Genomic DNA, 26,176 nt, shown 5'->3' on the forward strand with positions numbered 1-26,176 from the left:
GCACGATAATGGAGTTATATTCTGAAAATTCTAAATTATCGCAATACAGGGAGTGGATACATATTGGTAGAACTTAAGGATAAGTATTTTAAAGAGTATTCCGATTTAATATATGATAAGACAGGAATATTTGTTAGGGAAAATAAAAGACAAACCTTCATGATGAAAATTGAAAAATCCATGAGACGAATGAAAATGCCATCACATGAAGAATACTTAATGTATTTAAAAGGTAATAACAGCAAAGAATATTTTCAGCAACTTGTGAATGATATTACTACAAATACCACCGAGTTTTTTCGAGAGAAGGAACACTTTCATTTTATCAAGAAGAATTTATCTTTTATTATGGAAAACAATAGGCGGATTGAAAGTGCGAAAGAAATTCGGATTTGGTGTGCAGGCTGCTCCACAGGGCAAGAATCTGTTTCTTTAGCAATATTGTTAAAGGAATATTTAATAAGGGATATTCAAATTAAAATTCTTGCTACAGATATAGATAGTGAGGCAATAAAACAAGCTATTAAAGGAGAATATTCCAATTCAGATTGTGAAGGAATTCCTAAGGTATTACTTAATAGGTACTTTGATAAAGTAGGGACTGGCTTTTCAGTTAAAGAAGAAATAAGAAATCTGATTAGATATCGGCTTTTTAATTTGATGGAAGAGTATAGATTTAAGAAGAACTTTGACATCATATTCTGTAGAAATGTAATGATATATTTTAATAATAATGTTCAAGAAAAACTCGTTAATAAATTTTATAGATATCTTGTACAAGGTGGTTTGTTGTTTATAGGTCATTCTGAGAGCTTGCTTAACAAGGAACATAAATATACTTATATCGAACCTGCCTTATATATGAAATAGAAAAGTGGTGACTTAAGTGAATGAAATATTTGAAATGTACATTGAAGATTTAAAGGAAAATTTAATTAATTTAAGTGAAGCCTTGATTCACATGGAAAAAGGAGATAGAGATGATGATTTAATAAATAGTATTTTTAGAGTAGCTCACACGATAAAAGGCAACTCAGCTGCTATGGAATTTTATAACATACAAAAGGTAATGCATACAATGGAGAATATTCTTCATGAAATACGCAGCGGAAGTAGAGTATTAACAGAGAGAATTGTTAAAGCCTTATATTCCTGTCACGATTTTCTGGAAGATGCTTTGTCTATTTTAGAGAAAGAGAGCTGTGATAAAAGTATAGAAACTGGAACAATACTTCAAGAACTTCAAGAAATTTCATCAGAAGAAAAGCCAGATGATAAAGATGTAAAAGTTAAACTAGAGCTTAAAGAGGATTTTAATATTGACGCAGAGCTAAAAGAGGTTCTGCTCGCAAATTACAAAAGGGGATTTATGCCTTATGAAGTTAAGGTAGTATTAAGCGAAGATTGTTTGATGAAGTCCTTAAGGGCCTGGCTTATTTCTCAATTTGTGGGTAACTATGGAAGCATAATTGCTGCAATACCTAGGGAACTTTCTGAAGAATTACTTGGTGAAGAAGATTTTGTAATTTCAGATAATACCATCAGATTTATGATTGTTACAGATAACAATATTGATGAATTAGTTCTGGAATTATTGGGTGTTGTGGAAGTAGATAAAGTAGAAAAGCGGGAGCTAATAGAGGAGTTAAAAGAAAAGAAATCAAGTAATAAAATAGAGCCAGAAATAATTTCAAAAGAGTATATAAAAACCGAGTTGGATACTCAATCCATTAAAAATCGAAAACCGAATGAGAAGCAGGATACGGGATTTATAAGAATACCTGTGGGAAAAGTTGATGGATTAATGGATATGCTGGGAGAATTACTTATATTAAATTCCCAATTTGCACAGCAGGTAGAAGAAAATTTTGAAAACGATTCGGTTATGTCAAATACCTTATCTAGGACAGCCAAGTTAATTAAAGAAATACAAGGATTATCAATGTCACTGAGAATGATTGAGATAAGACCTACTCTCCATAGATTGCATAGAATTATAAGGGATACAGCAGAGGAACTGAACAAAAAGGTATCAGTTTTAATTGAGGGTGAAGAAACTGAAATAGATAGAAGTGCAGCTGAAAAAATATTTGATCCATTAATGCATTTAGTTAGAAATGCAGTTTCTCATGGTATAGAAGACGAAGAAGAGAGAATAAAGAATGGAAAGAGACCGGAAGGTAAGATAACTATAAGGGCATACAGTAAAAGAGGAAATGTATATTTCCAATTGTCAGATGATGGCGGTGGTATTAATACAAAAAAGGTTCTAAAAAAAGCAATAGATTTAAAAATGGCTGAGGACAATAAAGAATATAGTGAAGAAGAAATAATAAGATTCATATTTAAGCCTGGTTTTTCTACTCAGGAACAAATAAATAATATTTCTGGAAGAGGCGTTGGAATGAACGTTGTAGATGAAATTATTACACATATGGGTGGAAAAATTGAGATTCAAAATGATCCAGGTAAAGGATGTACATTTATTATAAAGATACCAATGAACTTAGCTGTCATGAATGGAACAATTATTGAAGTGGCAGGTGGAAGATATATTATACCTACGTTGTTTATTAAAGAGTTTTTCATAATAGATGACAATAGCTGGATTAGTATGAAAGGTCAAAGACAGATACTGCGTATAAGAGACAAGATAATACCGGTTATAAATGCCTCTAAAATATTTGATATTCATGAGAAAGATGAGGTTTTATACAACAGAAGAGAGATTATTATTTTAGAATTAGATCAAAAATTATTAGCTTTTCCTGTAGATAAAATATTTGGCAGACAGGAAATTGTATCCAAGCCTCTAGATTTTGAGTTTGCAAATATTAATTATGCAGCAGGAGCATCTATACTTGGAGATGGAAATGTATCACTTATTCTAGATGCAGAAGCGATTTTTAAGATGGTTGAGCTGCAAAATTAAGAACTAAGTATTTTTAATACGACGAAAAAGAGGTGATTGAGATTAGCAAGATAAAAGTACTTGTAGTGGATGATTCTGCAATGGTTAGAAAAATGTTAAGCAGTGAACTATCTGGAGCTGAAGAAATCACAGTGGTTGACACTGCAGCAGATCCATATATAGCCAGGGATAAAATAATAAGACTAAAGCCTGATGTAATTCTGTTAGACATAGAAATGCCAAAGATGGATGGGTTGACTTTTTTAAGAAAATTGATGAAACACTATCCACTTAGAGTAATTGTAGTCAGCTCTCTTGCAGAAAAAGGAGGAGAGGTAGCATTAAAAGCATTGGAATATGGTGCTTTAGATGTGGTAGCAAAACCTGGAGTAGCTTACTCAGTTAAAGATATGATAGAACAGCTTGTTGAAAAGATAATAGCAGTTTCAAAGGTGCCTGACTGGAAGCTTGGCATTAAAGAGGCTAAAAAGGAAGCGTCAGAGGTTAAAGAGAAGAGAAAAAACTCCCTTATCAGGACTACAAATAAAATTATTGCAATTGGAGCATCCACAGGAGGGACAGAGGCTTTGAGAGATGTGCTTGAAAAAATGCCAGTTACTATACCACCTATAATAATAGTTCAACATATGCCGGAGCATTTTACAAGGTCTTTTGCTCAAAGGCTGAATCAAATTTGCGATATACAGGTAAAAGAGGCAGAAGACAGAGAAATACTTTCCCCTGGAAAGGCACTAATAGCACCAGGAAATAGACATATGGAACTAAGAAGAAGCGGTGCCATGTATTATGTTCATCTTCATAATGGACCTAAGGTATTTCACCAGAGGCCTTCTGTAGACATACTTTTCCAATCTGTAGCTAAGTATGCAGGCAAAAATGCCATAGGAGCAATACTTACAGGAATGGGGAAAGATGGTGCGGCAGGGCTTCTAGATATGAGAAATGAAGGAGCTTATACTATTGCTCAAGATGAAAGGAGTTGTGTTGTCTTTGGAATGCCTAAGGAAGCCATTGAATTGGGGGGAGTTTCTAAGATAGCATCTTTAGATAATATTGTAGATGAAATAGTAGGATATTTAAGTAAGTAGAATTTAAAAACTACTAGCATTGGAGGTGTGATAATGGCAGCAGAGCTAAATAAATTTTTGACCTTTACAATAGAAGAAGAAAATTATGGATTGCCTATTTTAAGGGTTAAAGAAATAATTGGAATGATGAATATTACCTATGTACCTAAAATGCCTGAATTTATAAAAGGAGTAATTAATTTAAGAGGTAAGATTATACCTATAATGGATTTAAGGCTTAAATTTGGCATAAAGGAGAGAACATATGATGATAGAACCTGTATTATCGTTGTGGAACTAGAAAGTTCAAGTGGGACACGTTCAACAGGGCTGGTAGTTGATACTGTTTCAGAAGTTCTAGCTATAAATAAGGAGGATGTTGAAGTGCCTCCAATTAGCTTGGGAGAAACAGATCAGGAGTATATAACGGGTATAGGGAAAGTAAAAGACAAAGTCGTAATGCTTATCGAGCCTCAAATAATGCTGTCAAAGGATGAAAAAGAAATGCTTCAAAAGGTCTAAATAAACATATGATAGGAGGAATAATTGATGGATTTTAAAAAGTGGAGAATAAGAAATAAACTTATATTCAGTATAGTATTATCGTTTGTAATGTTCATAATCATGGGTGCATTTGCAATAATTCAAGCAGGCAAGATATTTAGTAATGGGGATTATATAGCTACCAATACCGTAGATAGTGTGGATACTGCACATAGTATCGATACCTTAGAAAGTGATTATGTTGTAGATCAATATAAACATATTATTACAGAAGATAAGGATCAAATGGCAGCCTTAGAAAAATCAATGACGGCAAAGAATGATCAAATTCAACAACTCATACAGAAGTATACTGCAGAATTGATAACAAATGATGAGGATAGAAAAATAATAAGTGATGTTAAGCAAGAATGGAGTGACTATTTGACAATTAGTGGAAAGGTAATAGTGTTAAGTAGAGATTTGAAGACAGCTGAGTCAATGAAGCTTATGGATGAACAGGGAACGCCAGCTGTTAATAAGGTTGGAGACAGCTTGAAAAGCTTGGTTCAATTTAATCAAAAATTTTCTAAGGACAGCGAGACTAAACTTAAGCAAGATTATAGCAATGTTAAATTAATAACAACAATATTTTTAATAGTGGGTTCTGTAATAATGATTTTAATTAATATGATGATACTTATATCTATAACTAGACCGCTGGCTTTCAATTCTGATAAATTAGATCAAGCAGCGAGGATGATAGCAAGTGCATCAAGTCAGCTGGCAGGGTCAAGCCAAATGCTGGCAGAAGCCAGTTCAGAACAAGCATCATCCATAGAGGAGGTTTCGGCAACTATGGATGAATCTTCCTCTATGGTTATTCAGAGTACTGAAAATACGAGGCAGGCCTCGTCTCTTGCAAAATTGGCCAATGAAGCTGCAGGCACAGCCAGCTCTGAAATGAGTGAAATGATGGTTTCAATGGAAGAGATTAAGAAATCAAGTGCAGAAATCAGTAAGATTATTAAAGTTATAGATGAAATTGCTTTTCAAACTAATATTTTAGCACTTAATGCAGCAGTGGAAGCAGCTAGAGCTGGAGATGCAGGAAAAGGCTTTGCAGTAGTTGCAGAAGAAGTTAGAAATTTAGCTCAAAGGAGTGCCAAGGCAGCAAAAGATACTGCAGCTATTATTGAAAACAATATTCAGCTTTCAACTAAAGGAGGAGAAGCTTCTATTAAGGTTAATGAAGTATTAAATGATATATCCAGCAGGGTAGATAAACTAAATAACCTAATGTCTGAAATAGCAGCCGCTAGTCAAGAACAGGCTCAAGGAATTGAACAGGTGAATAGAGCTATAAGCCAGATGGAGAATGTAACGCAGCAAAATGCTTCGGGAGCAGAAGAAACTGCCTCATCTGCAGAGGAATTAAATGCTCAAGCTTTGGTGTTAGAGGAGGTAGTGGGGCAATTAAACAGGATGGTAAACGGGGCAAAGGAATCATCAAATAGACATATTGGTGCTAGTAATATGTTAAAAAGTAAAAAAACTTCAAGTAGGTTTATGAAAAATATACCCTTAAATGGTAGTACACATAAGGTTACAGCTATGAAAAAATCCAATTCTTTGAGGTCAGAAGATATAATACCTTTAGATGAGGATGATGAGTTTTAAATTTCGAAAAGAAGATTTCTACTAAAAAATCAGCTTTGCATGTTTGATGCAAAGCTGATTTTTTCGGGTACGGCATGTGTTACATCATTTATGTGTGGTAAAAGAAAATAATGTATTAATGGCTTGCATTATATATCTTTTAGATATATAATGAATATATCTAAAAGATATATATAGAGGTGAATTAAAATGATGAATGAACTTTTTATTTTGGGTGAATTGATGGAAGAACCTCAAAGTGGGTATGATCTAAGAAGTGCATTGCAAGCAGCCTTAGGTCATCACCGTAAAGTAAGCTATGGTGTGATTTATCCTTTACTTGAAAAGTTAGAAAAAGAAGGCTTTGTAGAAATAAACAATGTAGAGGGAAATGGAAAAAACAAGAAAATTACTACAATCACAGAAAAAGGAAAGAACCGTTTTTTTGAATTAATGAAAATGCCTGTTCCGGGCGGTGCTCATAATGCTGATATATATTTAATAAAGCTTGATGTAATGCAGCATCTTGCTTTAGAGGAACAAATACAATTATTAGATGAATTTTATCAGGAGCAAAAATATATTATAAAAAATACACAAGATGTACTTAAAGAACTGGAAAAAGAAAATTCAAAAGATCACTGGTATGCAAGTAAGAAGTTTGAATTACGACTGCAACAAGCTAATATAGCAATTCAATGGACTGAAAAATTTAAACAGGAATTAGGAAAAGAATGGTGATAAAAATGAGAAAAGAAATAAAAATAGCCTTACTTATGGCTGCGAGCTTCTTTATGGAGATTTTAGATGGAACAATTGTAACTACCGCATTACCTAAAATGTCTAACTATTTTCATACGAGCACATCAACAATTGCTTTACTTATCAGTGTGTATTTAATTACAGTGGCGATTTTTATCCCCTTAAGCGGGTGGATAGCCAATAGATTTGGAAAAAAGAAAATTTGGATTATTGCTGTCATTATCTTTACCCTTAGTTCATTAGGTAGTGCAGCAGCCCCCAATTTCTCTTTTCTTCTAATAATGAGAATTGTACAAGGTATTTCTGGTGCTTTGATGACACCAACAGCAAGGTTAATTGTATTAGAAAAAACACCAGCAGCACAGTTATTGAAGATGATTAGCTATTTAATTTGGCCGGCCCTCATAGCACCAGCAATAGCACCGATGGTTGGAGGCTTTATTGTTACTTATTGGAACTGGAAGTGGATTTTTTTAATCAATGTACCAATAGGTTTAATTATTGCATTAATTGGTGCAAAATTAATCCATACTGATCAAGTACAAAAGGCAACTACATTTGATTTTTTAGGATTTATAGAAATTGCATTTTCATCTGGTGTAATTTTAGTTGGAGCAGAGTTAGCCACTCGTGGGAAAGATTATTGGGCAAGTGCATTAGTCTTAATAGTTTTAGGCGTGATATTAGGTTTTATTGTTTTTAAGCACTTAAAAAAATCAATAAATCCATTATTTTCACTTGATTCATTAAAGATAACTTCCTTTAGAATATGTCAGACAAGTGGTTCTGTTTTGTGGTTAAGTGTTGGAGCACTGCCCTATATATTAACTATTTTTTTACAAACGGTCTTTCACTGGTCTGCGGTAAAAGCAGGGAGTTATGTTATATTTATTTTTATTGGAAATATTGGAATCAAGCCTTTTACAAATGCAATCATTCGTAAGTTAGGCTATCGTGGAGCATTATTGTCATCATTTTGTATGATATTTACTACATCTATTGCTCTAGCATTCATTAAAATTAATACCTTTCCCATTTGGATAATGTTTTTAGCATTAATCTCAGGTGCAGGACGTTCATTGGCCTTAACTGCTTACAGTGGATTGAGTTTTGTTGAGATAGATCCCAAGGATCGAAATAGTGCCAATACCTTGAATGCTGTTGTATCAACCTTAGCTCAAGGAATGGGAATATCACTTATTACGGTGGTTGTTAATCTACTACAAATTTTCTTACCAGTTGCTGCTGCCTATGAATTTGGTTTCATATTTCTTGCTTTATTGATGATATTCCCAGTAATTGAAGTAATGTTTCTACCTAAAAACATTGGTCATGCCTCAATTACTTAGTTTTATATATCTGGATTTCTTCTTCTATTCCAGAGCGGTCTGCTGCATATATCTTTATCACATAATCAGAGAAATTTGCATGACTAAATACTACAGCAAGCAGGCACAATTTCGATATACTTGATACTTTTCTTTAGAAATATGAAGAGCAAGTTCTTTTATTATATATTGCATAAGCAAAAATACCACATAGTAATGCTAAAGCGCTAAAATTAAACAACCATTCATAGCCCAAGGAGGAAGCAATAGCCCCTCCTAGCAGAGGACCTAAGCCTTGACCAATGTTAGCACCAATAAAAAAAGTACTTGAAGCTAGTCCTTTTCTTTGACTTCCCAATTTATTAAAGCACTCTGCCTGTAGTGCAGGTTGGGCAGTTCCTTGACCAAATGCTTTAAAAATGGCTGCCAAAATTATCATCCAGAGAGCACTTGCATGAGCTATTAGCAGTGCTTCTGTGATGCTGAACAATAATGCTGGGTACATAACAGTTGAAAGTCCCTTTTTATCATACAGTTTTCCGGACATTGGTCTTGTGAAAATAAGAAATAATGCATTTACTGTGAAATACATTCCAATTCCATTTATCTTGCGTTCTTCACCAAGTAAAACTAAAAATGAAGTGGCAAGACCGTTTCCCATAAAAAATAAACCGCCAATTAAAGATAGTGGCAATATTTCAAATGCAATAATATCTTTTAAGTGAAGGACATGTTTTTTTTCAACTGTATTATTTATAGGTAATTGTTTTTTGTTTGGCAAAAAATTCATACATAGTGATGCCGTTATGATCAATGCAGCTGATACTATAAAGGTTTTGGGCATTCCATATCTATTAGAAGCTTCTATTCCTATTTCAGGACCAAAGGCAGTTGCAATAATTTGACTGATCCCAAGATAACCTATACCTTCTCCCATTTTGTTTTTTGGTATGAAATCCGTTGCCCAAGCAACACCAGATGCACTAGTGATACTGAAACTGGCACCATGCATTATTCGAAAAAAAATTACAAATGCAATATTAGGTGATAAGGCATAACCTAATGTTGCAATTCCGTTTATAAAAGTACCAATTATCATTACATATTTTTTGCTGGTTCTATCTGTCAATATTCCACCGAATGGACCAATGAACAATGCTGTAATTGAAAATAAACCTACAATTACGCCTGCCATGCTTAGAGAGGCACCTAAATTTGAAGTGTACTTTGCTAAAATCGGAAAAACAAGATAAAATGCCATGAAAGTAAGAGTATTAATCCCAAGTAAAGTAATAAAATTAAAATTCCATAGTCTAGTATTTTCTTTTGTTTCTAAATTTGATTTTATTATTTTCATTTTATAATTTAATTCCCCCCAACAAAGCCGTTAGAAATCTAACAGTTAGGATTCTAACATTTATCTTATACCTTATTAAAGCGAATGTCAATATATCCCTGCCTATAAGTTAAATGTCTGGTTTGGTTATCTATATTAGTTCTTTGTTTTCAAGGTATAAAAATAGTATATAACTATTCCGATAGATAATAGTGCGCCGCAAATATAAAAAACAAAGGTTAAACCCAATTTACCTGCCATGCTTCCTCCTATGATTGCTCCTAATCCTTGACCAGCGTCATAACCAATAAAATAAGTGCTTGTGGCAACACCTACTCTACTAGGACCTAGTCTTTTAACACAAGTAGCTTGCAGTGCTGGTGAAAGTGAACTTTGTCCAATTCCATAGAGAATAGCTACTGCTAGTACCATCCAAAGGGATGTGGAAGTTGCTAGTAATAGTGACGCCGCCATGGCCATAATAAAAGCAGGAAATGCTATAACTGATAAACCTTTATTGTCAAGAATTTTACCTGAGAATGGTCTTATAATAAGAATTACAATTGCATTTACTGTAAAGTAATAACCAATATTTGAGATATGCCTCTCATCACCTAGCAAAGCTAAAAAGCTTCCTATAACTCCATTCATAAACGTGAATAAACAAGCAAGAATAGCAAAAATAGTCAATTCTCTGGCAAAAAAATCACTAATTTTAATTTGAAACTTGTTTAAAGTTAAATTTTCCTTATTTGGTGGATTGTATGGAATAATGCTCATAAGAACTACTGCAATCATAACTGCAACAAAAGATAAATAAAATACATATTTAAATCCAAATCGTGTTGAAATCTGTAGTCCAAGATTGGGGCTTATTGCAGTTGCAAAAATATATCCGAGTCCCATGAAGCCTATTCCCTCACCTATTTTTTTCTTAGGCATATATGTTGTAGATAGAGCATTGCTTACTGTAACACTTATTGAAAATGCTATGCCTTGAACAATTCTAAAGAAAAAAAGAGTGTATATATTGCATGCTGTTTTTAAGCCTAATGCGGATAATGCCAAAAATATGGTTGAAACAATTAATAAATGTTTTTTATTAAACCTATCAGTTGCAAAACCAGCAAATGGACGAATAGTAACAGAAGTAATTGCAAAAACACCAGCAACCAAACCTGCTATGGACATAGTTGCACCTAAACTAATTGTATACTTAGGCAATATTGGTGTCATCATAGTAAAACCAGTAAAGATAAGTGAATTTATCATTAACATTAAAATAAATGAAAAGTTCCACAGATTTAATTCTCCTTCTGATTGATCCATAAAAGTCACCCTCCAATACTACTTTTAATAATATAATTATAACATACTCTCTCATTTTATAGCAGGAATTCATTCCAGTATTATCCATGATATACACTTCTTTAACTTCATTGATCTGACGTTAATAGTCAAAGAAATTATATAAATCTACTTTCGGACATAGTTATCCATAATAAAATAGTTTATATTATAACTTTCTTCTAAAAAATATGTCGTATTAACTCAGCAAGATAGAAAATTAATACAAACAAGAGCTGTTGAACTAAAAAATAGAACAACAGCTCTTGTTAAACTATTATGAAATAATCAAAATACAAAAGGTATCAAAGCCCAACTCCTGGCGATATATGCCTTATACTCATCTCCAAATTCTTCTACCAAAAACTTTTGTTCTTTACTTATCTTAAGAACATAAACAAATAAAATAAGAACAAATCCAATTAACGAAGCAATAGTTCCAAAAACAATAAAATTACCTAAAAAACCGAAAACAACTCCTGTATAAATTGGATTCCTAATATATTTATATGGACCACTGCAAACTAATCTTTGCCCCGCTACCTTTTGTATTGCTCCACTCCAATTCATGCCTAATACTAACCTCGCCCATATAGCGAATAAAAGTGATAGAATTAAAATTATTATGCCAATGGATTCAACCGATGGAGTGTGAGGGATTATTTTATTCCATAGAAAGATATTCTCAAATTGAAAAAATGTAATAATAAAAGCTATTACCACAAAGATCAAATGAAAAGCTCGCTGGGATCCTTTTTGACCGCTTGATTCTTTTCTTACTTTTGATCGAGTGTTTATTGCAGATAATATCCAATAGATCCAGAAAGCACTCCAAATATATATAGTGATTGTAATTTTGCTCATAAAGATACCTCCTAAATTTAAATTACACAGCTTTATTTTTCCTATTTCCTCTAAGCTCTTTCTTACTTTTTCGATGAGCCAAATACAGACTCCATACCTGGGGAGACCTTGCCAATACAGTCAAACTTCTACTAATAACTTGAGAAGAAACCACAACAAGGGAAGAAATTCCCGCACTTTGAAGCACCGCACCTCCAGGAAGTGACAATATTGAATGTTTTAATATAAGACGGGTAGGAATCGTAAAAAGCAACAATATGACTGCAGCTACGCCGCCTTTTTGATATAGTATTCCATCATCTCCAGTAAATATTTTAGTTATCATACCTGAGGCTAATCCAGAGACTATTCCTATTGAAGCAAGAAGTATAATTGGAGCAGCTTCTTTATATAAATCTCCGCCTAAGCTAGTTATAGCTTTTACAGTAAAGAATAATAATATTATAGGTAAAATTACATACCTTGATGATTTAACAGGCTTTAATGCAAATTGTCGATAGATAACATATCCAAATATTAGAATAATCATACCTAATTGGGATAAATTCGTCGTTTGTAAATTACTCATATTTTTCACCTCATGAATATTTTTTATTTGTTCTTCATGAGTAAATATTAATATATAAATGGAGTTATTTATAGTTACCTTAGTTATGAAATAATATGTTACTTAAGTAATATATTTTATAATTTATATACAATGTTATAATGTATAAAAGATAATTTATCTATAAGCAAGAAAGTCACGGTGGATTTTTCTATGTTACACTACGAAAAATCATCCATAATTTTTAGCTACTAATTATATCTCGGATAAAGTGAGGTTATAAAAATGCCTGTGCATAGAAAATACTTATTAGTTTTTAGATATTTTTTATTAGTATCCATATTTATTAAAACTTATTCCTTATATCACGATAATATTGCTGCCATGACATTACTGATAGTTTTTAGTACCATACTAATGATAAATGATTATATTAGAAATGCTAAATTAGAGGCAGACTCTAATTATAGGTGTTTCTCACTACTGTTCACCATTTGTGGAGCTGCCTTGCTTTCATATTTTGTGAAGGGATTTGGGACCAATATTTACTTGTTCTTTCCTTTACCAGAACTTCTAGGACTAAAAGGGGTAAGGTTAAAGACTTTATTTTTAGTGCATCTACTATTTTTTTTAATGTTGTCGTTTTTAGATATAGGAATGCCTAAAAGTTGGGAGATACTTTCAAGTTTAGGTCTTAATCTATTAACTTATTTTGCAGTAGCTAGCATATCATACTCTATAAAGATAATTCGAATAGAAAAAGAAGAAGTAAATAAATTGAATGAGAAACTGCAGCTTGCAAATATAGAACTTCAGCAATATACACTAGAAGTAGAAGAATTAACAACTTCTAAAGAAAGAACTAGGATGGCACAAGAGCTTCATGACTCATTAGGACACTCCTTAATGGCTCTTATTATGCATCTTGAGTTTGCAAAAAAGATATGTGATGCAAAGCCTGATAAGGTGAAAGAAGTACTTATTAAATCAGAAGATATTGCAAAATCCAGCATCAAAAGCTTAAGAGAGGCAGTTACTTTACTTAAAGAGGAGAGGGAAATAAAAGATTTTAATGTTTCTATTCATGAGATAATTAATAATTTTCATATGTTCAATAATATAAAAATTAACTTTAATACAAATGGGAATTTGGATAATTTAAGTTCAAGTATTAAAAATTCTATGTATAAAACTGTAAAGGAGTCTATAACCAATAGCATAAAACATGGAAAGGCATCAAAAATAGATATAAACATTACAAGAGAAGAAAAATATATAAGTCTTATTTTAACTGATAATGGAGTTGGTTGTAATAAAATTGTAAAGTCAAATGGCTTAATTGGAATTGAAAATAGAGTGACTTCATTAAAGGGAACAGTTAAATACTTTAGTAATGATGATATAGGTTTTGGTATAGATATATCCATTCCAGTATAGAGGAGGTAAATATGATAAATGTTATAGTGGTTGATGACCAGGAAATTGTAAGAGAAGGAATAAAGATGATTTTAAGTCTGGACGAAGAAATAAACATACTTGGGGAAGCGGAGAACGGAAAACAACTAATCATGCTTCTAGAAAAAGCGCTTCCAGATGTGATTCTTATAGATGTTAGAATGCCAATAATGGATGGGGTAGAGGCAACTAAAATCATCAAGGAAAAATATAAAAATGTAAAAGTGATAATCCTAACAACCTTTAATGAAGATGAGTACATATTTAAAGCAATTAAAAATGGAGCTGATGGCTACCTATTAAAGGATGCTGGCTCAGAATATATAATTAAGGCAATAAAATCAGTTTATAATGGAGCTATGCTGCTCGACCCTGAAGTAACAGTAAAGGTGGTTAAAGCTTTTAATTCAATTACTAATGAAAAGCAAAGCCAAGATAAATTTGATAAGCTAAATCATAAGTTAAATGTACTCACACCAAGAGAGCTGGATGTTGCAAAGTTGGTTGCTCAAGGCAAAAGCAACAAAGATATTTGCAAGATTCTTTTTTTAACAGAGGGAACTGTAAAAAATTATGTTACAAAAATACTTGAGAAGCTGGAACTAAATAGCAGGACCGAATTAGCAGTATTTATTGGGCATGGTGAATTGTAACTTGTTTGTAACCATTTTTCTGTAAAAAAAACCTATACTTTAAATTAGTTGTTAAATAATAAAAAATTAGGCAGGAGGATAACTATGACAAATAAGTTTAGGATTCAGATATTAGGGATTGTTGCAGGTATCGTTATAAGTTTTACAAGTTTAACGGGCTGTGGAAAGGTTGGAGATACCATTAGCTTAATTCAGGCGCCTATGCTTTTGAGCAGTAAACAGGATGACCTTGATAAAACGTTAAAGAAAATCTTAATGCCTGATGATGAATATGTATATCCTAAGAATGCAGAAAAGAAACAGGCAATTTTTATAGAGGATATAGATCAAGATGGTAAGCCGGAAGCCTTCATACTATATAGAGATATGAAAGAAAATAGGCAAGCTCAACTATTGATGCTCAAAGAACTTGATGGAAAATGGAATAAAGTCTTTAATATAGAAACCAATTTAAATGCTATCGATTATTTTAGCCTTAAGGATCTCGATGGAAGCGGAAACAAAGAAGTAATTTTTGGGGCTTCAGCTTCAGATTCGGATTTTAAAAAACAGCTTTTTATCTATGAATGGGATGGAAAAGCATTAATTAAAAAAGTCGACCGCACTTATGAATATATAGATATAGATGACTACAACGAAGATAAAAAGCTTGATATTCTGATCCTGGATGGAGAAATAAATAAATTACAAAGTGCAGAGATGCTTAGTTATGAAAAAGGGCAGTTAAAGTCTCGGGCTTTAGTTGATTTGAACCCTGATGGTGTCCATGAGAATGTTGTAAGTGGAAAGTTAGCTGATGGGAAAAAGGCCTTATTTATTGACAGTGCCCTTGGAGCGCATTCTATGTTGACTGAAATTGTTTCATATGATAACGGAAAGCTTGTTAAAGTTGGCAATGAAAAGGATGGTGTTTTGTTTAAGGCATATTCATTGTACAGCAGAGATATTAACAAGGATGGAATTACAGAAGTGGGAGGAATGTATATTCCTAAAGGTTTTGAAGATGCAGCTATGGCAGAAATACCTTTCATTTACATTTACGCTGATTATTATCAAAATGGGACAAAGCAAGTAACTGAAGAGCGATATATGGATAAAGGCCAGCATTTTTATATTACGATTCCGGCTAAATGGCGTGGAAAGTTAACAATTCAAAAGCTTGATAAAGGAGTCAAACTTGTGGATAATAAAGATAAAAAAATCTTATTTGAAGTGAGATGGGCAAATAAAGAGTCTTATAATGAAGCTAAAACAAAGCTTGGAGAAACAAAGAATACTATATTCTATAATAACATAAACAAAGAATTATATATTGAAAATAATAATTTTCATTTACTTGAGGATGAGTTTTAATGGAGGAAAAAATGAAAACAATTCTTGTTGTTGAGGATGAGCTTTCAATCAGAAGCTTTGTCTGCCTTAATTTAAGAAGAAAGAATTACGAAGTTTTGGAAGCTTATACTGGAGAAGAAGCTTTAGCCATTTTTAAAGATAAAAAAATTGACATTGTCTTGTTAGATTTAATGCTTCCAGGGATTGATGGATTTGAAGTGTGCCAGAAGATCAGAAATTCAAGTCAATCCGTTGGAATTATTATGCTTACTGCACGGACACAGGAGGAAGATAAGATAAAAGGGCTTGTTCAGGGAGCAGATGATTATTTGGTAAAGCCATTTAGCATGGGTGAGCTTGAAGCAAGAATTATCTCCTTAGTGCGAAGATTGGGTTACTCAGGAGTAAAGGATGATAGTTCAGTTCTTAGATCAGGTTGCTTTGAGCTTGATATGAAAAATAAAAAAGTAGTTCATCTGGGAGAAGAAATTAAACTGACCCCAACTGAATACTGCATTCTTCAGCTTCTAATGAACAATAAAAACCAGGTATTTACAAGAGATGATATTCTGGACGAAGTTTGGGGAGAAAATTATATAGGTGATGTAAAAGTTGTCGATGTTAATATAAGACGCATACGCAGAAAGATCGAAAGTGATCCATCAGCTCCAAAGCATTTATGTACAGATTGGGGATATGGGTACCTATGGAAGGAATAAAACTATGAAGCGTAAAGTTATTATGTATTTTATGATCATTACTTTACTTACTCTCGGTCTTGTGATGGTTGGATTTGGTATTGGTATTAGAGAATATTGTTATCAGGGAATTGCTAACACATTTCAAAACCAGGCGGAGGCATCCAAGTTTGTATGGGCAAAAGATACTGATTTAATTAATGGCAGCTTAGAAGAATTTAGCAGTGAAATAATTAAAAAGTACCAGTTTAAAGGTGCTGAATTAAAGCTTCTAAAAAGAGATGGAAAGTTAATTCAATCATCTACAGGTTTTTATGAAGATGAAAATTATTTTATAGATCCTTCTGTGCTAAAAGCTAAAACTACTTATAAAATCGAAAGAAATGAATATTCTAAAGAAAAGATTATGGCAGTATATACACCACTTGTTTTTGATGGTCAGGTAGTAGGAGTTTTACGATATGCTACAGCTTTAACAAAAGCAAATGCTTTAATTACAAATTTATTGATCTATGGAATAGTTATATGTATAGCTGTTGCGGCCATAGTATTTCTTATTAGCTTACACCTAGGAAATATAATTGTTAGACCGCTAAATGATGTTATTAGCTTTACAAAGAAAATGGCGCAGGGGAAATATAAAGAAAAGATTAAAGAAACTTATCCATATGAACTTGGAGAACTATCAAAAATGCTTAACTATATGGGAGACGAAATATTAAAGACCGATCGTCTCAAAAATGATTTTATTTCATCAATTTCTCATGAACTTAGAACTCCTCTAACAGGAATTAAGGGATGGGTTGAAACCATGCGAGCTCCAGATGAGTTATCAAAGGAAGAGTTCCAGTTTGGTTTAAGAATTATAGATGATGAATCAGAACGTCTTATTAATTTGGTAGAGAATCTTTTAGATTTTTCAAGGTATCAGTCTGATCGGATTAACCTTATTTTATCAGAGGTGAAGATAGATAAACTTATTCGTGAAGTTTCATTTGAGCTTCAAAAGAAAGCCGAAAAAAAGGATATTCGTTTAATAGTTAACACAACGCCTGCAATTATTATGGCAGACAGTAACAAATTGAAGCAAGTTATATTAAATGTGTTAGATAATGCTATTAAGTTTTCCTACAAAGCTAGCGAAATCCATATTATCCAATCAAAGGATGATAACTTTGTCTTAATTGAAATCAGTGATACTGGAATTGGTATTAAAGAAGATAAGCTGGAACATGTTATGGAGTCATTTTATAAGATTGATTCTAAATCTATTGGTGCAGGATTAGGATTAGCTATTTCTCAGAATATAGTAAATATGCATGAAGGAATTCTTCAAATTGACAGTGAGTACGGCAAAGGCACATCAGTCATCATTTCACTTCCATTGAGGAAGTCCAAAATGTTATAAGTCCAATATTCTTATTTACAAAAATAAAACTTTTTGAGAATTTTAAACTAAATATTCTCAAAAAGTTTTATTTTTGTAGAAGAAGGTCTTGTTAAAAAAATTGTGGATGTATAATTTGAATTTTCAGGTGCAGGTGATAGAGATAATTTCAAAATAGTTATAATAGCTTAAAATAGAAATAAAAGAATACGGAATTGACATTACAATGCTCAGTAGTTTAAACTGAAAATTAGATAAATAAATAGCTTTTATGAATTGGAAGAAGGGATGGTCAAATGGCATTAAGATGGAGGAGTAGTTTTAGCTGTAATATAAAAGAAATAGATAATCAACATAAGAGATTGTTTGAAATAAGTTCAAAGCTGAATATTCTAGCCCCTATAAGTTCGAAAATAGATTTTAAGGATGAAATTGTTGAAGTTATCAACGAGCTTAAAGAATATGCTATTTATCATTTCGATTACGAAGAAAAGATGATGCAAAAATTTAATTTTGAGGATTTTGAAAAGCACCGTCTTCAGCATAATGCTTTTGTAAAAAGAGTCCTCGAATTAGAACAAGAACATCTAAAATTTAATAGATCTCAGACGGTTATTAGTATTATAGATTTCCTAACTGGTTGGATCACAGCGCATATTTTAAAAACAGATATGAAGTACAAGGACTTTTTCAATGATATTGGAATATATTAGTAAATTGAATGGTCATAGGTAAATATTAATTTAGGGTCAAAGATTAATAGAACAAACCAACAGTTTAAATAGGGGGAATCCATTTTGAGTATTGGACAGTTATTACATATATTATTTTATTTTTCAGGAATTATTAGTATTATGATTGGAATCTATGTCCTATATATAGATTCAAAATCAAAATTAAATAGAACTTTTTTTATGCTCTGCATTTCCCTAAGCATATGGGCTATTGGATTTTCAATGGCTATTGATGCAGCTAACTTGGGGACATGCATGTTTTGGCGAAGAATTTCGGCTTTTGGCTGGGGAGTTATGTATAGCATTTTGCTGCACTCCTGCTTAGTTTTCGCGAGAAAAGACATATTATTGAAAAAATGGTGGTTTTATTTACTGCTCTATGCTCCAGCGGCGGTAACCATATATATATTTGCAATTTCAAATAGTATGGCATTGCAACAGTATAATCTTGTAAGGATATCTTTAGGGTGGACAAACATTTCAATTAATAATGGATGGGACTATTTTTTTTATTTATATTACTTAGGATATACGATTTGCGGATTGGTAATTGTTTGGAATTGTGGAAGACATTCATATTCACAGCAAGTAAAAAAGCAAGCTAACTTAATATTATCATCATCTTTGATTGCCTTTTTATTAGGTACGGCTACAGATATTATATGTAATTCAGTTTACTCAAAAAATATATTACAAATTGCACCAATCATAAATTTAATACCAATTATCACGGTATATTATTCCATAATTCAATATGGTCTGATGAATCCTGAACGAGTTAATGAAACTGAAGTTATTCTTAATAAGTCCAATAGGTCAAAAGTATATGTGAACTTATCAATAACGCTTGTGGTTGGCGGCCTTGTAAGCTTTATAGTGCAGTACTTTTTTTATAACGATTTCATTCATCCTCTTTATTCGAGTGCTTTTATTTTATTCCTAGGAGGTACTATTTATATTTTAAAGATAATTAAAGTTGATGATTATACTAAAGACTTTCTCTTAATAGTGATTATTTCCTTAACTATACCTAGTGTTACACTTATCTTCATTGAATTTAGTAGTGTAACTATTTGGGCTTTTTCATTTTTATTTATTGTTATATCGCTGCTATTTAATAGACTAATTGTATTAACGTCAATTGCAATATCAATCCTTTCTACTCAAGTACTTGTGTGGATACTTAAGCCAGAGACGAGCCTGATCATAGACAAAGTTGATTACATGGGGAGAATTAGTATTTTGAGTATTACCATTTGGCTTGCTTTTTATATTAGTAAGATTTATATTAAAAGGCTCAGACAGAATGCTGATCAATTAAGTCTCCAAAGATTTATTTCTGAAATTTCATCAGATTTTATAAATGTAAACCAGTCAAATATTGATGAAAAAATGAATTGGGTTATAAGAATATTAGGAAAGTTGTTTTCAATAGACCGAATCAATATAGTGTTATTTGATTTAGAGAATTATACAATTACATTTAAGAATATTTGGGACGTAGAAGGAAAGAGCGCTGCTAGAAATCATAAGTATAATATTAAAAAAGAACATATTTCTTGGTTGATGGATAACCTTATGAGTTATGAATCAATATATATATCGGATGTAGATATGATGCCTGAGACTGCGGCTCAAGTAAAAAATAAATTTAAAAAAAGGCAGATTACTTCTTTAGTAGCTATTCCTATAGCAGAGAATGAAAAAACTATTAGAATATTAGAATTTACAGCTATAAACACAGCAAAGGAATGGCAGGATGAAGAATTGCGTGTACTAAAAATAATTGCCAATATTTTTGCTGATGCTCTTTTAAAGGTTGAGGCGGAAAAAGAAATTAGATATATGGCTTATCATGACCATTTAACGGGTTTACCTAACAGGAGATTATTTAAAGACAGATTAAATCAGGTAATTGCTTTAGCTAAAAGAACTGAGAAAATGATAGGGTTAATTTTTATAGACATTGATTGCTTCAAGACAATCAATGACACATTAGGTCATGAAGGTGGTGATTCTCTGCTTAAAGCTGTCTCAGAAAAACTTGTTAATACTGTCCGGGAATCAGATACTGTCTCCCGCTTTGGCGGTGATGAGTTTCTCATTATGATCAACGGTCTTTCCAATGAAAAGGATATTATTAATATTGTGGAAAAGATTATGGTAATTTTGGAGCAACCTTTCAGTATTGAAGGACAAGAGTTTAATATGACTACAAGTGCAGGAATTGCCATGTATCCTTTCGATGGAACAGAAACGGAAATCTTGATTAAAAATGCTGATATTGCTATGTACAAAGCTAAAGAAAAGGGCAAAAATCAGTATTTAATATGCTCTCCCGAGCTGAAAGATGAAGTGCTTTATAAAATTAAAATTACGAACAGCCTATACCGTGCCTTGGAACGGGAGGAATTCTATCTTAATTATCAACCACAAGTTAATCTTTCTAATGGTGAGATTATTGGATTGGAAGCTTTGATACGATGGAAACATCCTGAACTAGGCCTTGTGTCACCAGCAGTATTTATACCTATTGCGGAACAAGCCGGATTAATAAATGAAATTGGAGAATGGGTTCTTAGAACTGCCTGTGATCAAAATAAAAAATGGCAGATTGATGGGTTTAGTCCTGTACGTATGGCAGTGAATGTGTCTGCTAATCAATTGATAAATCCAAATTTTGCGATGCAAATTAAGAATATTTTAGAAGAAACGGTATTAAATCCAAAGCTTCTTGAAGTAGAAATAACTGAGAGTGCAGCTATGAAGGGAACAAATGATATTATTAAATTGTTGAATGATATCAGGAATTTTGGGATAATGATATCAATTGATGATTTTGGTACGGATTATTCATCATTAAGTAGATTAAATGAGCTGCCTATAGATAAAATTAAAATAGATAAACGATTTATTGATGGCATAGAAAAAGGTGAAAAGGGCAAGGCAATTGTTAGAACCATTATAAACTTATCTAAAAATCTAGATCTAAAAGTAATCGCTGAAGGTATGGAAAATGAGGAGCAGCTAGAATTCTTGAAACAAGAATTATGTGATGAGGTTCAGGGGTACTATTATTATAAGCCAATGTCTGCTCAAGATATTGAAAAGGTTTTATACAAAAATAGTATATAAAGGAATACAACTTTATGTAGACATCCACGTCCGAAATCTGACTTTATGCTCTAAGAGATGTTTCCAAAGCTGAAAGCACATATAAAAACTATTAGAAGCTTATTCTAAGATGACTAGTTTGATTTTATGCTTGAACTTAGAGGAAATAATAGCAAGTAAAATCAAGCAGTAAGCTCTCTAGTTCTTTATAATAAATGTAGAACGGTTGAAACGAGGTGAACAGACGAATGTACGAATGGCAGAAGCAAATTCAAATAATCGTTGATGAAATTGATAATTGTATTAAAAATTATAATGACGAAGCTTTGACACTACGCTTTCTTTCTCGTAGACTGGGTTATTCCGAATTTTATACAACGAGAAAATTCAAAGAAATATCGGGAATGCAATTTAGGGATTATCTGCGCCATAGAAAACTAGCCTTTGCACTAAAAGAGATTCGAGATAGTGAAAAAAGCATTTTGGATATTGCCTTTGATTATGGTTTTTCATCACATGAAGCTTTTACCAGAGCTTTCAAGGGAACATATGGTGTAGCTCCAAGTGAATATCGAAAAAGGCCTAATCCTGTTATTCTTCGTACAAAAATAAACCCTTTCGATCGCTACTTTTTAGGATTGGGAGAGATTGGTATGATGAAATCTACAGATGATGTTAAAATTTATTTTGTAACCATTCCAGCACACAAATTTTTGCACATTAAAAACTATGAGAGTAATGGGTATTGGGATTTTTGGCAAAAGCAAAGTCTTATTAAAGGACAGGACTGCGAAACAATTTGCGGCTTGATCGATAGTATTAAGGGAAAATTGGATGATGATGGTGGGAGTGAGTCTAACAGCGGCAGTGGTCAGATTATGGCGTACATTAATGACCCGGACGGCAGACTTTGCGATTGGGGTATTCCACGTACAGAGTGTTATGGTGTACGTCTTCCTCTTGATTATAAAGGTGAAGTGCCACCACAAATGCTTATGATTGATGTTTCCGAAGCAGAGTATATTGTTTTTGAACATGGTCCATTCGACTATGAACAGGAAAATCGTAGTGTGGAGGAAAAAATTGAAAAGGCAATGGCAACTTTTGATTTTGAAGGCACTGGTTACTGCTTTGATACTTCTCCCGGTAGAATAATTTACTTTTATTTTAATCCGGAACGGTTTCTTAAGTATGTCAGACCAGTGAGAAGGTAAATAAATGAAAATATTTTGTTGCAAATTGTCAAATTTAGTATATAATTATAGTATAAAAAACTATGATTGGAGATTGATATTATGGCAAGTCGATTATTAGAATCCATTGCTGAAGTTATTCCGTACTTGAAATATTTTTTCTTCACATTCTCGGTTTCTTGCTAGTAACTAAATAGTTCACGATTTAATATTGAAAAGAGCCTTTATCCAACTATACAATGATATGGTTGTTGATAAAGGCTTTTTAAACAATATGAAAAAAAATATAAAATGATATTTCTGTGTATAGAATATTAAATTTTGGTATGATGAAGGAATATCTGTTACGGAAATCGCTTTTAAAATAGGATTTAAGAGTGTAGAGGGATACCAAAAGGCCTTTAAACGTGAATTTGGATGTTTGCTATTGAATATACATTAGCAAAAAAGTATAATTAAAATAAAATAATTTTCAATAAACAATGAATATGGAATAATTTTCATGTATTTGGTGAAATAAGCTAATTAAGCCGTCATTTTAAAAATTAGGAAATTCAATGATTATAGCAAATTATAAATTTAAGATGATTTTTTTGTTATAAAGGGGTGATTCGTATGTATGATGAACTAGAACTTAAAAAATTTGTTGTTCCTGAATTTATTTATGGAAAAGATGCGAGACTTCTTGCTGGAAGATATGCTAAAAATCTTGGAGCTAGAAAAATATTAATTGTAACAGATCCGGGAATAATAAAAGCTGGATGGGTTGATGAGCTAATAGATAGTTTGGAGGCTTTCAAATTTAAATATGTAATATTTAAAGATGTAAGTCCTAATCCCAGAGATTTTGAGGTTATGGCTGGAGCTGAAGTATTTAATAAAGAAAAATGCAATTTTATTATTTCTATTGGAGGCGGCAGTTCTATGGATTGTGCTAAAGGTATAGGAATTGTAGCAGCTAATTTTAGAAATATTGTTGATTTTGAAGGAGTAGACAAAGTAACGATACCAGGACCACCATTAATATGCATTCCAACAACTTCAGGTTCATCAGCAGATGTATCGCAATTTTCAATAGTACTTAATACTCAGAAGAAAGTAAAGATAGCCATTGTAAGTAAAACCGTTGTTCCTGACATTGCATTAATTGATCCTGTAACACTAACTACTATGAATTCCTATCTTGCAGCATGTACTGCAATGGATGCAATGACACATGCTATTGAGGCATATGTTTCAAATGCACAATCTCCAATATCTGATTTACACGCTATTGAAGCAATTAGTTTAATATCTGAAAATATTTTAAATGCATTGAGTAATTTAGATAATATTGAATTAATGGGGAAATTGATGTTAGGTAGTCTACATGCAGGTATGGCTTTTTCAAATGCCAGTCTAGGTGCAGTACATGCCATGGCTCACAGTCTGGGTGGAATGTTAGATTTACCACATGGTGAATGCAATGCTATTTTATTAAAATATCTAGTAAATTATAATTTTAAGTATTCAGAGGAAAGGTTTAGAAACATATCATCAGCAATGGGTTTAAATTTATCTAGAGAGAGCAATGAGTATGTTTTAAAAAGTTTAACTGAAAAAATTGAATTACTAAGATTTGGAGTTGGTATTAGTAGTAATTTCAAATCTCTTAATATTGATAGAAATAGAATCCCAATTCTAGCTGAAAATGCGCTGAAAGATGTGTGTATGATAACAAATCCGGTAATGCCAATAAAGGATGAGATTGAGGAAATATATGGACAAGTCATATAAAGATCCTAATAATACATCTCATTTGCGTGATAAAATTATAGGATTGGGAGAATTTTCAGTAAGAAAAAGTTATTATCCTGAGCTGCAGAATAGTATAGAGAAATTAGAAAGAAGCAACTCAATGTTAAAAGCTCTCATTGATGCTATACCTGATATTCTTCTATTAATTGATAGATATGGAAACATTTTAAGCTATAATCAAGAATATACTATTAAAGAAGAATGCAAAAGTGATAGTTTGCTTGATGACTTATTTCCAAAGGATATTGCAATGCTGTATACTGACTATGCTAAAAAGGTTATTGATAAAAGGTTGCCTTTTCGTTTCCAATATGATTTAGATAGAGAAGGGCAAAAACAATACTTTGAAGTAAGAGCAGTGGCCAGTGGAGATGATGAAGCTTTGTTTATGATAAGAGATATTTCAGAAAACATAGTTTTGAACGAAAAGTTAAAATATTTTAGTATAAGAGATTATTTAACAGGACTTTATAACAGAATATATTTTGAAGAAGAGTTGAAGAAGTTTGATGGTAAGCTTATTAAGAATATAGGATTGGTTATGTGTGATGTTGATGGATTGAAATTTATAAATGACACCCTTGGACACTTAGCTGGTGATGAAATTTTGAAGAATTCAGCTGCTATACTAAATAAACATTTTCCACATGAAAGTATTATTGCTAGAATTGGAGGAGACGAATTTGCAGTGCTTTTAAAAAATACAGATGACACTTATATAGAAAAAGCTTGTAGTAATGTATCCAAAGAATTTATATGGTGTCACGATTTAAGTGTAAATGCAAGTATATCTGTAGGATATGTGTATAAATCAGAGTATAAAGGTTTAGTTAGTAAACTTTTTTCCGAGGCTGATTCTAATATGTACAAAAATAAGCTGTTAAAGAGAGGCAGTATAAGAAATTCTATTGTATTAACCATGCAGAAAGCACTTGAAGCAAGGGATTTCATAACTGAAGGTCATGCTGAAAGGATGGAAACGTTTGCTTTACTTTTAGCAGAAAAGTTGGGGGTTAGCGAAAGATGTATGAATGATATAAGACTGCTAGCACAGTTTCATGACATTGGAAAGGTTGGTGTTCCAGATAAAATTCTTTTTAAAACAGGAACTCTTACTTATGAAGAAAGAGTAGAAATGAAAAAGCATAGTGAAATAGGTTATAGAATTGCTAGTTCAATACCAGAGATTACTCATATTGCAGACTTTATTTTAAAACATCATGAAAGATGGGATGGAAGGGGTTATCCTTTGGGATTAAGTAAAGAAGATATCCCCTTAGAAGACAGAATAGTATCAATTGCTGATGCATATGATGCTATGGCTAATGATAGACCTTATAGAAAAGCAATGAGTCATCAAGAGGCTATTGAAGAAATAATTAGAAACTCGGGAACGCAATTTGATCCTAATTTAGTTGAAATATTTATTTCATTAAATTTATTGGAAGACCAATAAATAAAATTGAGGGGGGCTGTCGCACTATAGAT

21 protein-coding genes are annotated in these 26,176 nt (G+C 32.2%); 17 read left to right on the plus strand and 4 right to left on the minus strand.

Going from position 1 to position 26,176, the window contains the following annotated elements; genetic code table 11:
• Window positions 1-63: 63 nt before the first annotated feature.
• From I6U48_RS27455 to I6U48_RS27485, 7 genes are all read left to right on the plus strand, one after another.
• Window positions 64-870: a CheR family methyltransferase gene (locus tag I6U48_RS27455; RefSeq protein ID WP_218323698.1), complete on the plus strand. Its 807-nt coding sequence runs from the start codon at window positions 64-66 to the stop codon at window positions 868-870.
• Between the two features lie 16 nt (window positions 871-886).
• Window positions 887-2,932: a chemotaxis protein CheA gene (locus tag I6U48_RS27460; protein WP_218323699.1), complete on the plus strand. Its 2,046-nt coding sequence runs from the start codon at window positions 887-889 to the stop codon at window positions 2,930-2,932.
• 80 nt (window positions 2,933-3,012) lie between these two features.
• Window positions 3,013-4,020, plus strand: a complete 1,008-nt coding sequence (locus I6U48_RS27465) for a protein-glutamate methylesterase/protein-glutamine glutaminase (RefSeq protein ID WP_246615581.1) — start codon at window positions 3,013-3,015, stop codon at window positions 4,018-4,020.
• A 33-nt stretch (window positions 4,021-4,053) separates the two neighbouring features.
• A complete protein-coding gene (locus tag I6U48_RS27470; protein WP_218323701.1) occupies window positions 4,054-4,521 on the plus strand; it encodes a chemotaxis protein CheW in 468 nt (155 codons plus the stop codon).
• Between the two features lie 27 nt (window positions 4,522-4,548).
• Window positions 4,549-6,162: a methyl-accepting chemotaxis protein gene (locus I6U48_RS27475; RefSeq protein WP_218323702.1), complete on the plus strand. Its 1,614-nt coding sequence runs from the start codon at window positions 4,549-4,551 to the stop codon at window positions 6,160-6,162.
• 189 nt (window positions 6,163-6,351) lie between these two features.
• A complete protein-coding gene (locus tag I6U48_RS27480) occupies window positions 6,352-6,882 on the plus strand; it encodes a PadR family transcriptional regulator (protein ID WP_246615582.1) in 531 nt (176 codons plus the stop codon).
• A gap of 5 nt (window positions 6,883-6,887) precedes the next feature.
• Window positions 6,888-8,252, plus strand: a complete 1,365-nt coding sequence (locus I6U48_RS27485) for an MFS transporter (protein WP_218323703.1) — start codon at window positions 6,888-6,890, stop codon at window positions 8,250-8,252.
• A gap of 133 nt (window positions 8,253-8,385) precedes the next feature.
• Here I6U48_RS27485 and I6U48_RS27490 read toward each other — a convergent pair whose 3' ends face one another.
• The 4 genes from I6U48_RS27490 to I6U48_RS27505 all read right to left on the minus strand — a co-directional run bounded on the left by I6U48_RS27490 (window position 8,386) and on the right by I6U48_RS27505 (window position 12,346).
• The gene (locus tag I6U48_RS27490; protein WP_218323704.1) at window positions 8,386-9,588 is read right to left on the minus strand and encodes an MFS transporter; all 1,203 of its coding nucleotides are present in this window, start codon (window positions 9,586-9,588) and stop codon (window positions 8,386-8,388) included.
• Window positions 9,589-9,723: 135 nt separating this feature from the next.
• Complete coding sequence (locus tag I6U48_RS27495; protein WP_218323705.1) at window positions 9,724-10,896, minus strand: MFS transporter; 1,173 nt, start codon at window positions 10,894-10,896, stop codon at window positions 9,724-9,726.
• 306 nt (window positions 10,897-11,202) lie between these two features.
• The gene (locus tag I6U48_RS27500; RefSeq protein ID WP_218323706.1) at window positions 11,203-11,778 is read right to left on the minus strand and encodes a methyltransferase family protein; all 576 of its coding nucleotides are present in this window, start codon (window positions 11,776-11,778) and stop codon (window positions 11,203-11,205) included.
• A 22-nt stretch (window positions 11,779-11,800) separates the two neighbouring features.
• Window positions 11,801-12,346, minus strand: a complete 546-nt coding sequence (locus tag I6U48_RS27505; protein ID WP_218323707.1) for a hypothetical protein — start codon at window positions 12,344-12,346, stop codon at window positions 11,801-11,803.
• A 264-nt stretch (window positions 12,347-12,610) separates the two neighbouring features.
• On the opposite strand from I6U48_RS27505, the gene I6U48_RS27510 reads away from it, so the two are divergent.
• The 10 genes from I6U48_RS27510 (at window position 12,611) to I6U48_RS27555 (ending at window position 26,144) form a co-directional block, all read left to right on the plus strand.
• Window positions 12,611-13,762, plus strand: coding sequence for a sensor histidine kinase (locus I6U48_RS27510; protein WP_218323708.1), 1,152 nt, complete (start codon window positions 12,611-12,613; stop codon window positions 13,760-13,762).
• Window positions 13,763-13,773: 11 nt separating this feature from the next.
• The gene (locus I6U48_RS27515; RefSeq protein WP_218323709.1) at window positions 13,774-14,433 is read left to right on the plus strand and encodes a response regulator; all 660 of its coding nucleotides are present in this window, start codon (window positions 13,774-13,776) and stop codon (window positions 14,431-14,433) included.
• Between the two features lie 84 nt (window positions 14,434-14,517).
• Window positions 14,518-15,786 (plus strand): hypothetical protein, encoded by a 1,269-nt coding sequence (locus tag I6U48_RS27520; protein ID WP_246615583.1) that lies wholly within the window; start codon window positions 14,518-14,520, stop codon window positions 15,784-15,786.
• 11 nt (window positions 15,787-15,797) lie between these two features.
• Complete coding sequence (locus I6U48_RS27525; RefSeq protein ID WP_218323718.1) at window positions 15,798-16,484, plus strand: response regulator transcription factor; 687 nt, start codon at window positions 15,798-15,800, stop codon at window positions 16,482-16,484.
• A gap of 4 nt (window positions 16,485-16,488) precedes the next feature.
• Window positions 16,489-17,871, plus strand: coding sequence for a sensor histidine kinase (locus I6U48_RS27530; protein WP_218323710.1), 1,383 nt, complete (start codon window positions 16,489-16,491; stop codon window positions 17,869-17,871).
• A gap of 275 nt (window positions 17,872-18,146) precedes the next feature.
• Window positions 18,147-18,563 (plus strand): bacteriohemerythrin, encoded by a 417-nt coding sequence (locus I6U48_RS27535; protein ID WP_218323711.1) that lies wholly within the window; start codon window positions 18,147-18,149, stop codon window positions 18,561-18,563.
• A gap of 84 nt (window positions 18,564-18,647) precedes the next feature.
• Window positions 18,648-21,719 (plus strand): EAL domain-containing protein, encoded by a 3,072-nt coding sequence (locus I6U48_RS27540; protein ID WP_218323712.1) that lies wholly within the window; start codon window positions 18,648-18,650, stop codon window positions 21,717-21,719.
• Window positions 21,720-21,946: 227 nt separating this feature from the next.
• Window positions 21,947-22,912, plus strand: a complete 966-nt coding sequence (locus I6U48_RS27545; RefSeq protein WP_218323713.1) for a helix-turn-helix transcriptional regulator — start codon at window positions 21,947-21,949, stop codon at window positions 22,910-22,912.
• 594 nt (window positions 22,913-23,506) lie between these two features.
• A complete protein-coding gene (ercA, locus tag I6U48_RS27550) occupies window positions 23,507-24,667 on the plus strand; it encodes an alcohol dehydrogenase-like regulatory protein ErcA (protein WP_218323714.1) in 1,161 nt (386 codons plus the stop codon).
• Entirely contained in the window at window positions 24,651-26,144 is a 1,494-nt protein-coding gene (locus tag I6U48_RS27555; RefSeq protein WP_218323715.1) for an HD domain-containing phosphohydrolase, read from the plus strand. The genes ercA and I6U48_RS27555 overlap by 17 nt, the downstream gene beginning before the upstream one ends.
• Window positions 26,145-26,176: the final 32 nt, after the last annotated feature.

The organism is Clostridium thailandense (assembly GCF_019207025.1).
Lineage (GTDB): Bacteria > Bacillota > Clostridia > Clostridiales > Clostridiaceae > Clostridium_AM > Clostridium_AM thailandense.

Excerpts from the sequence above, each read along its gene's own strand:
- I6U48_RS27465 (WP_246615581.1), top strand. The coding sequence starts at position 3,013 with ATGGTTAGAAAAATGTTAAGCAGTGAACTATCTGGAGCTGAAGAAATC.
- I6U48_RS27470 (WP_218323701.1), top strand. The coding sequence starts at position 4,054 with ATGGCAGCAGAGCTAAATAAATTTTTGACCTTTACAATAGAAGAAGAA.
- I6U48_RS27475 (WP_218323702.1), top strand. The coding sequence starts at position 4,549 with ATGGATTTTAAAAAGTGGAGAATAAGAAATAAACTTATATTCAGTATA.
- I6U48_RS27480 (WP_246615582.1), top strand. The coding sequence starts at position 6,352 with ATGATGAATGAACTTTTTATTTTGGGTGAATTGATGGAAGAACCTCAA.
- I6U48_RS27485 (WP_218323703.1), top strand. The coding sequence starts at position 6,888 with ATGAGAAAAGAAATAAAAATAGCCTTACTTATGGCTGCGAGCTTCTTT.
- I6U48_RS27490 (WP_218323704.1), bottom strand. The coding sequence starts at position 9,588 with ATGAAAATAATAAAATCAAATTTAGAAACAAAAGAAAATACTAGACTA.
- I6U48_RS27495 (WP_218323705.1), bottom strand. The coding sequence starts at position 10,896 with ATGGATCAATCAGAAGGAGAATTAAATCTGTGGAACTTTTCATTTATT.
- I6U48_RS27500 (WP_218323706.1), bottom strand. The coding sequence starts at position 11,778 with ATGAGCAAAATTACAATCACTATATATATTTGGAGTGCTTTCTGGATC.
- I6U48_RS27505 (WP_218323707.1), bottom strand. The coding sequence starts at position 12,346 with ATGAGTAATTTACAAACGACGAATTTATCCCAATTAGGTATGATTATT.
- I6U48_RS27510 (WP_218323708.1), top strand. The coding sequence starts at position 12,611 with ATGCCTGTGCATAGAAAATACTTATTAGTTTTTAGATATTTTTTATTA.
- I6U48_RS27515 (WP_218323709.1), top strand. The coding sequence starts at position 13,774 with ATGATAAATGTTATAGTGGTTGATGACCAGGAAATTGTAAGAGAAGGA.
- I6U48_RS27520 (WP_246615583.1), top strand. The coding sequence starts at position 14,518 with ATGACAAATAAGTTTAGGATTCAGATATTAGGGATTGTTGCAGGTATC.
- I6U48_RS27525 (WP_218323718.1), top strand. The coding sequence starts at position 15,798 with ATGAAAACAATTCTTGTTGTTGAGGATGAGCTTTCAATCAGAAGCTTT.
- I6U48_RS27530 (WP_218323710.1), top strand. The coding sequence starts at position 16,489 with ATGAAGCGTAAAGTTATTATGTATTTTATGATCATTACTTTACTTACT.
- I6U48_RS27535 (WP_218323711.1), top strand. The coding sequence starts at position 18,147 with ATGGCATTAAGATGGAGGAGTAGTTTTAGCTGTAATATAAAAGAAATA.
- I6U48_RS27545 (WP_218323713.1), top strand. The coding sequence starts at position 21,947 with ATGTACGAATGGCAGAAGCAAATTCAAATAATCGTTGATGAAATTGAT.
- ercA (WP_218323714.1), top strand. The coding sequence starts at position 23,507 with ATGTATGATGAACTAGAACTTAAAAAATTTGTTGTTCCTGAATTTATT.
- I6U48_RS27555 (WP_218323715.1), top strand. The coding sequence starts at position 24,651 with ATGGACAAGTCATATAAAGATCCTAATAATACATCTCATTTGCGTGAT.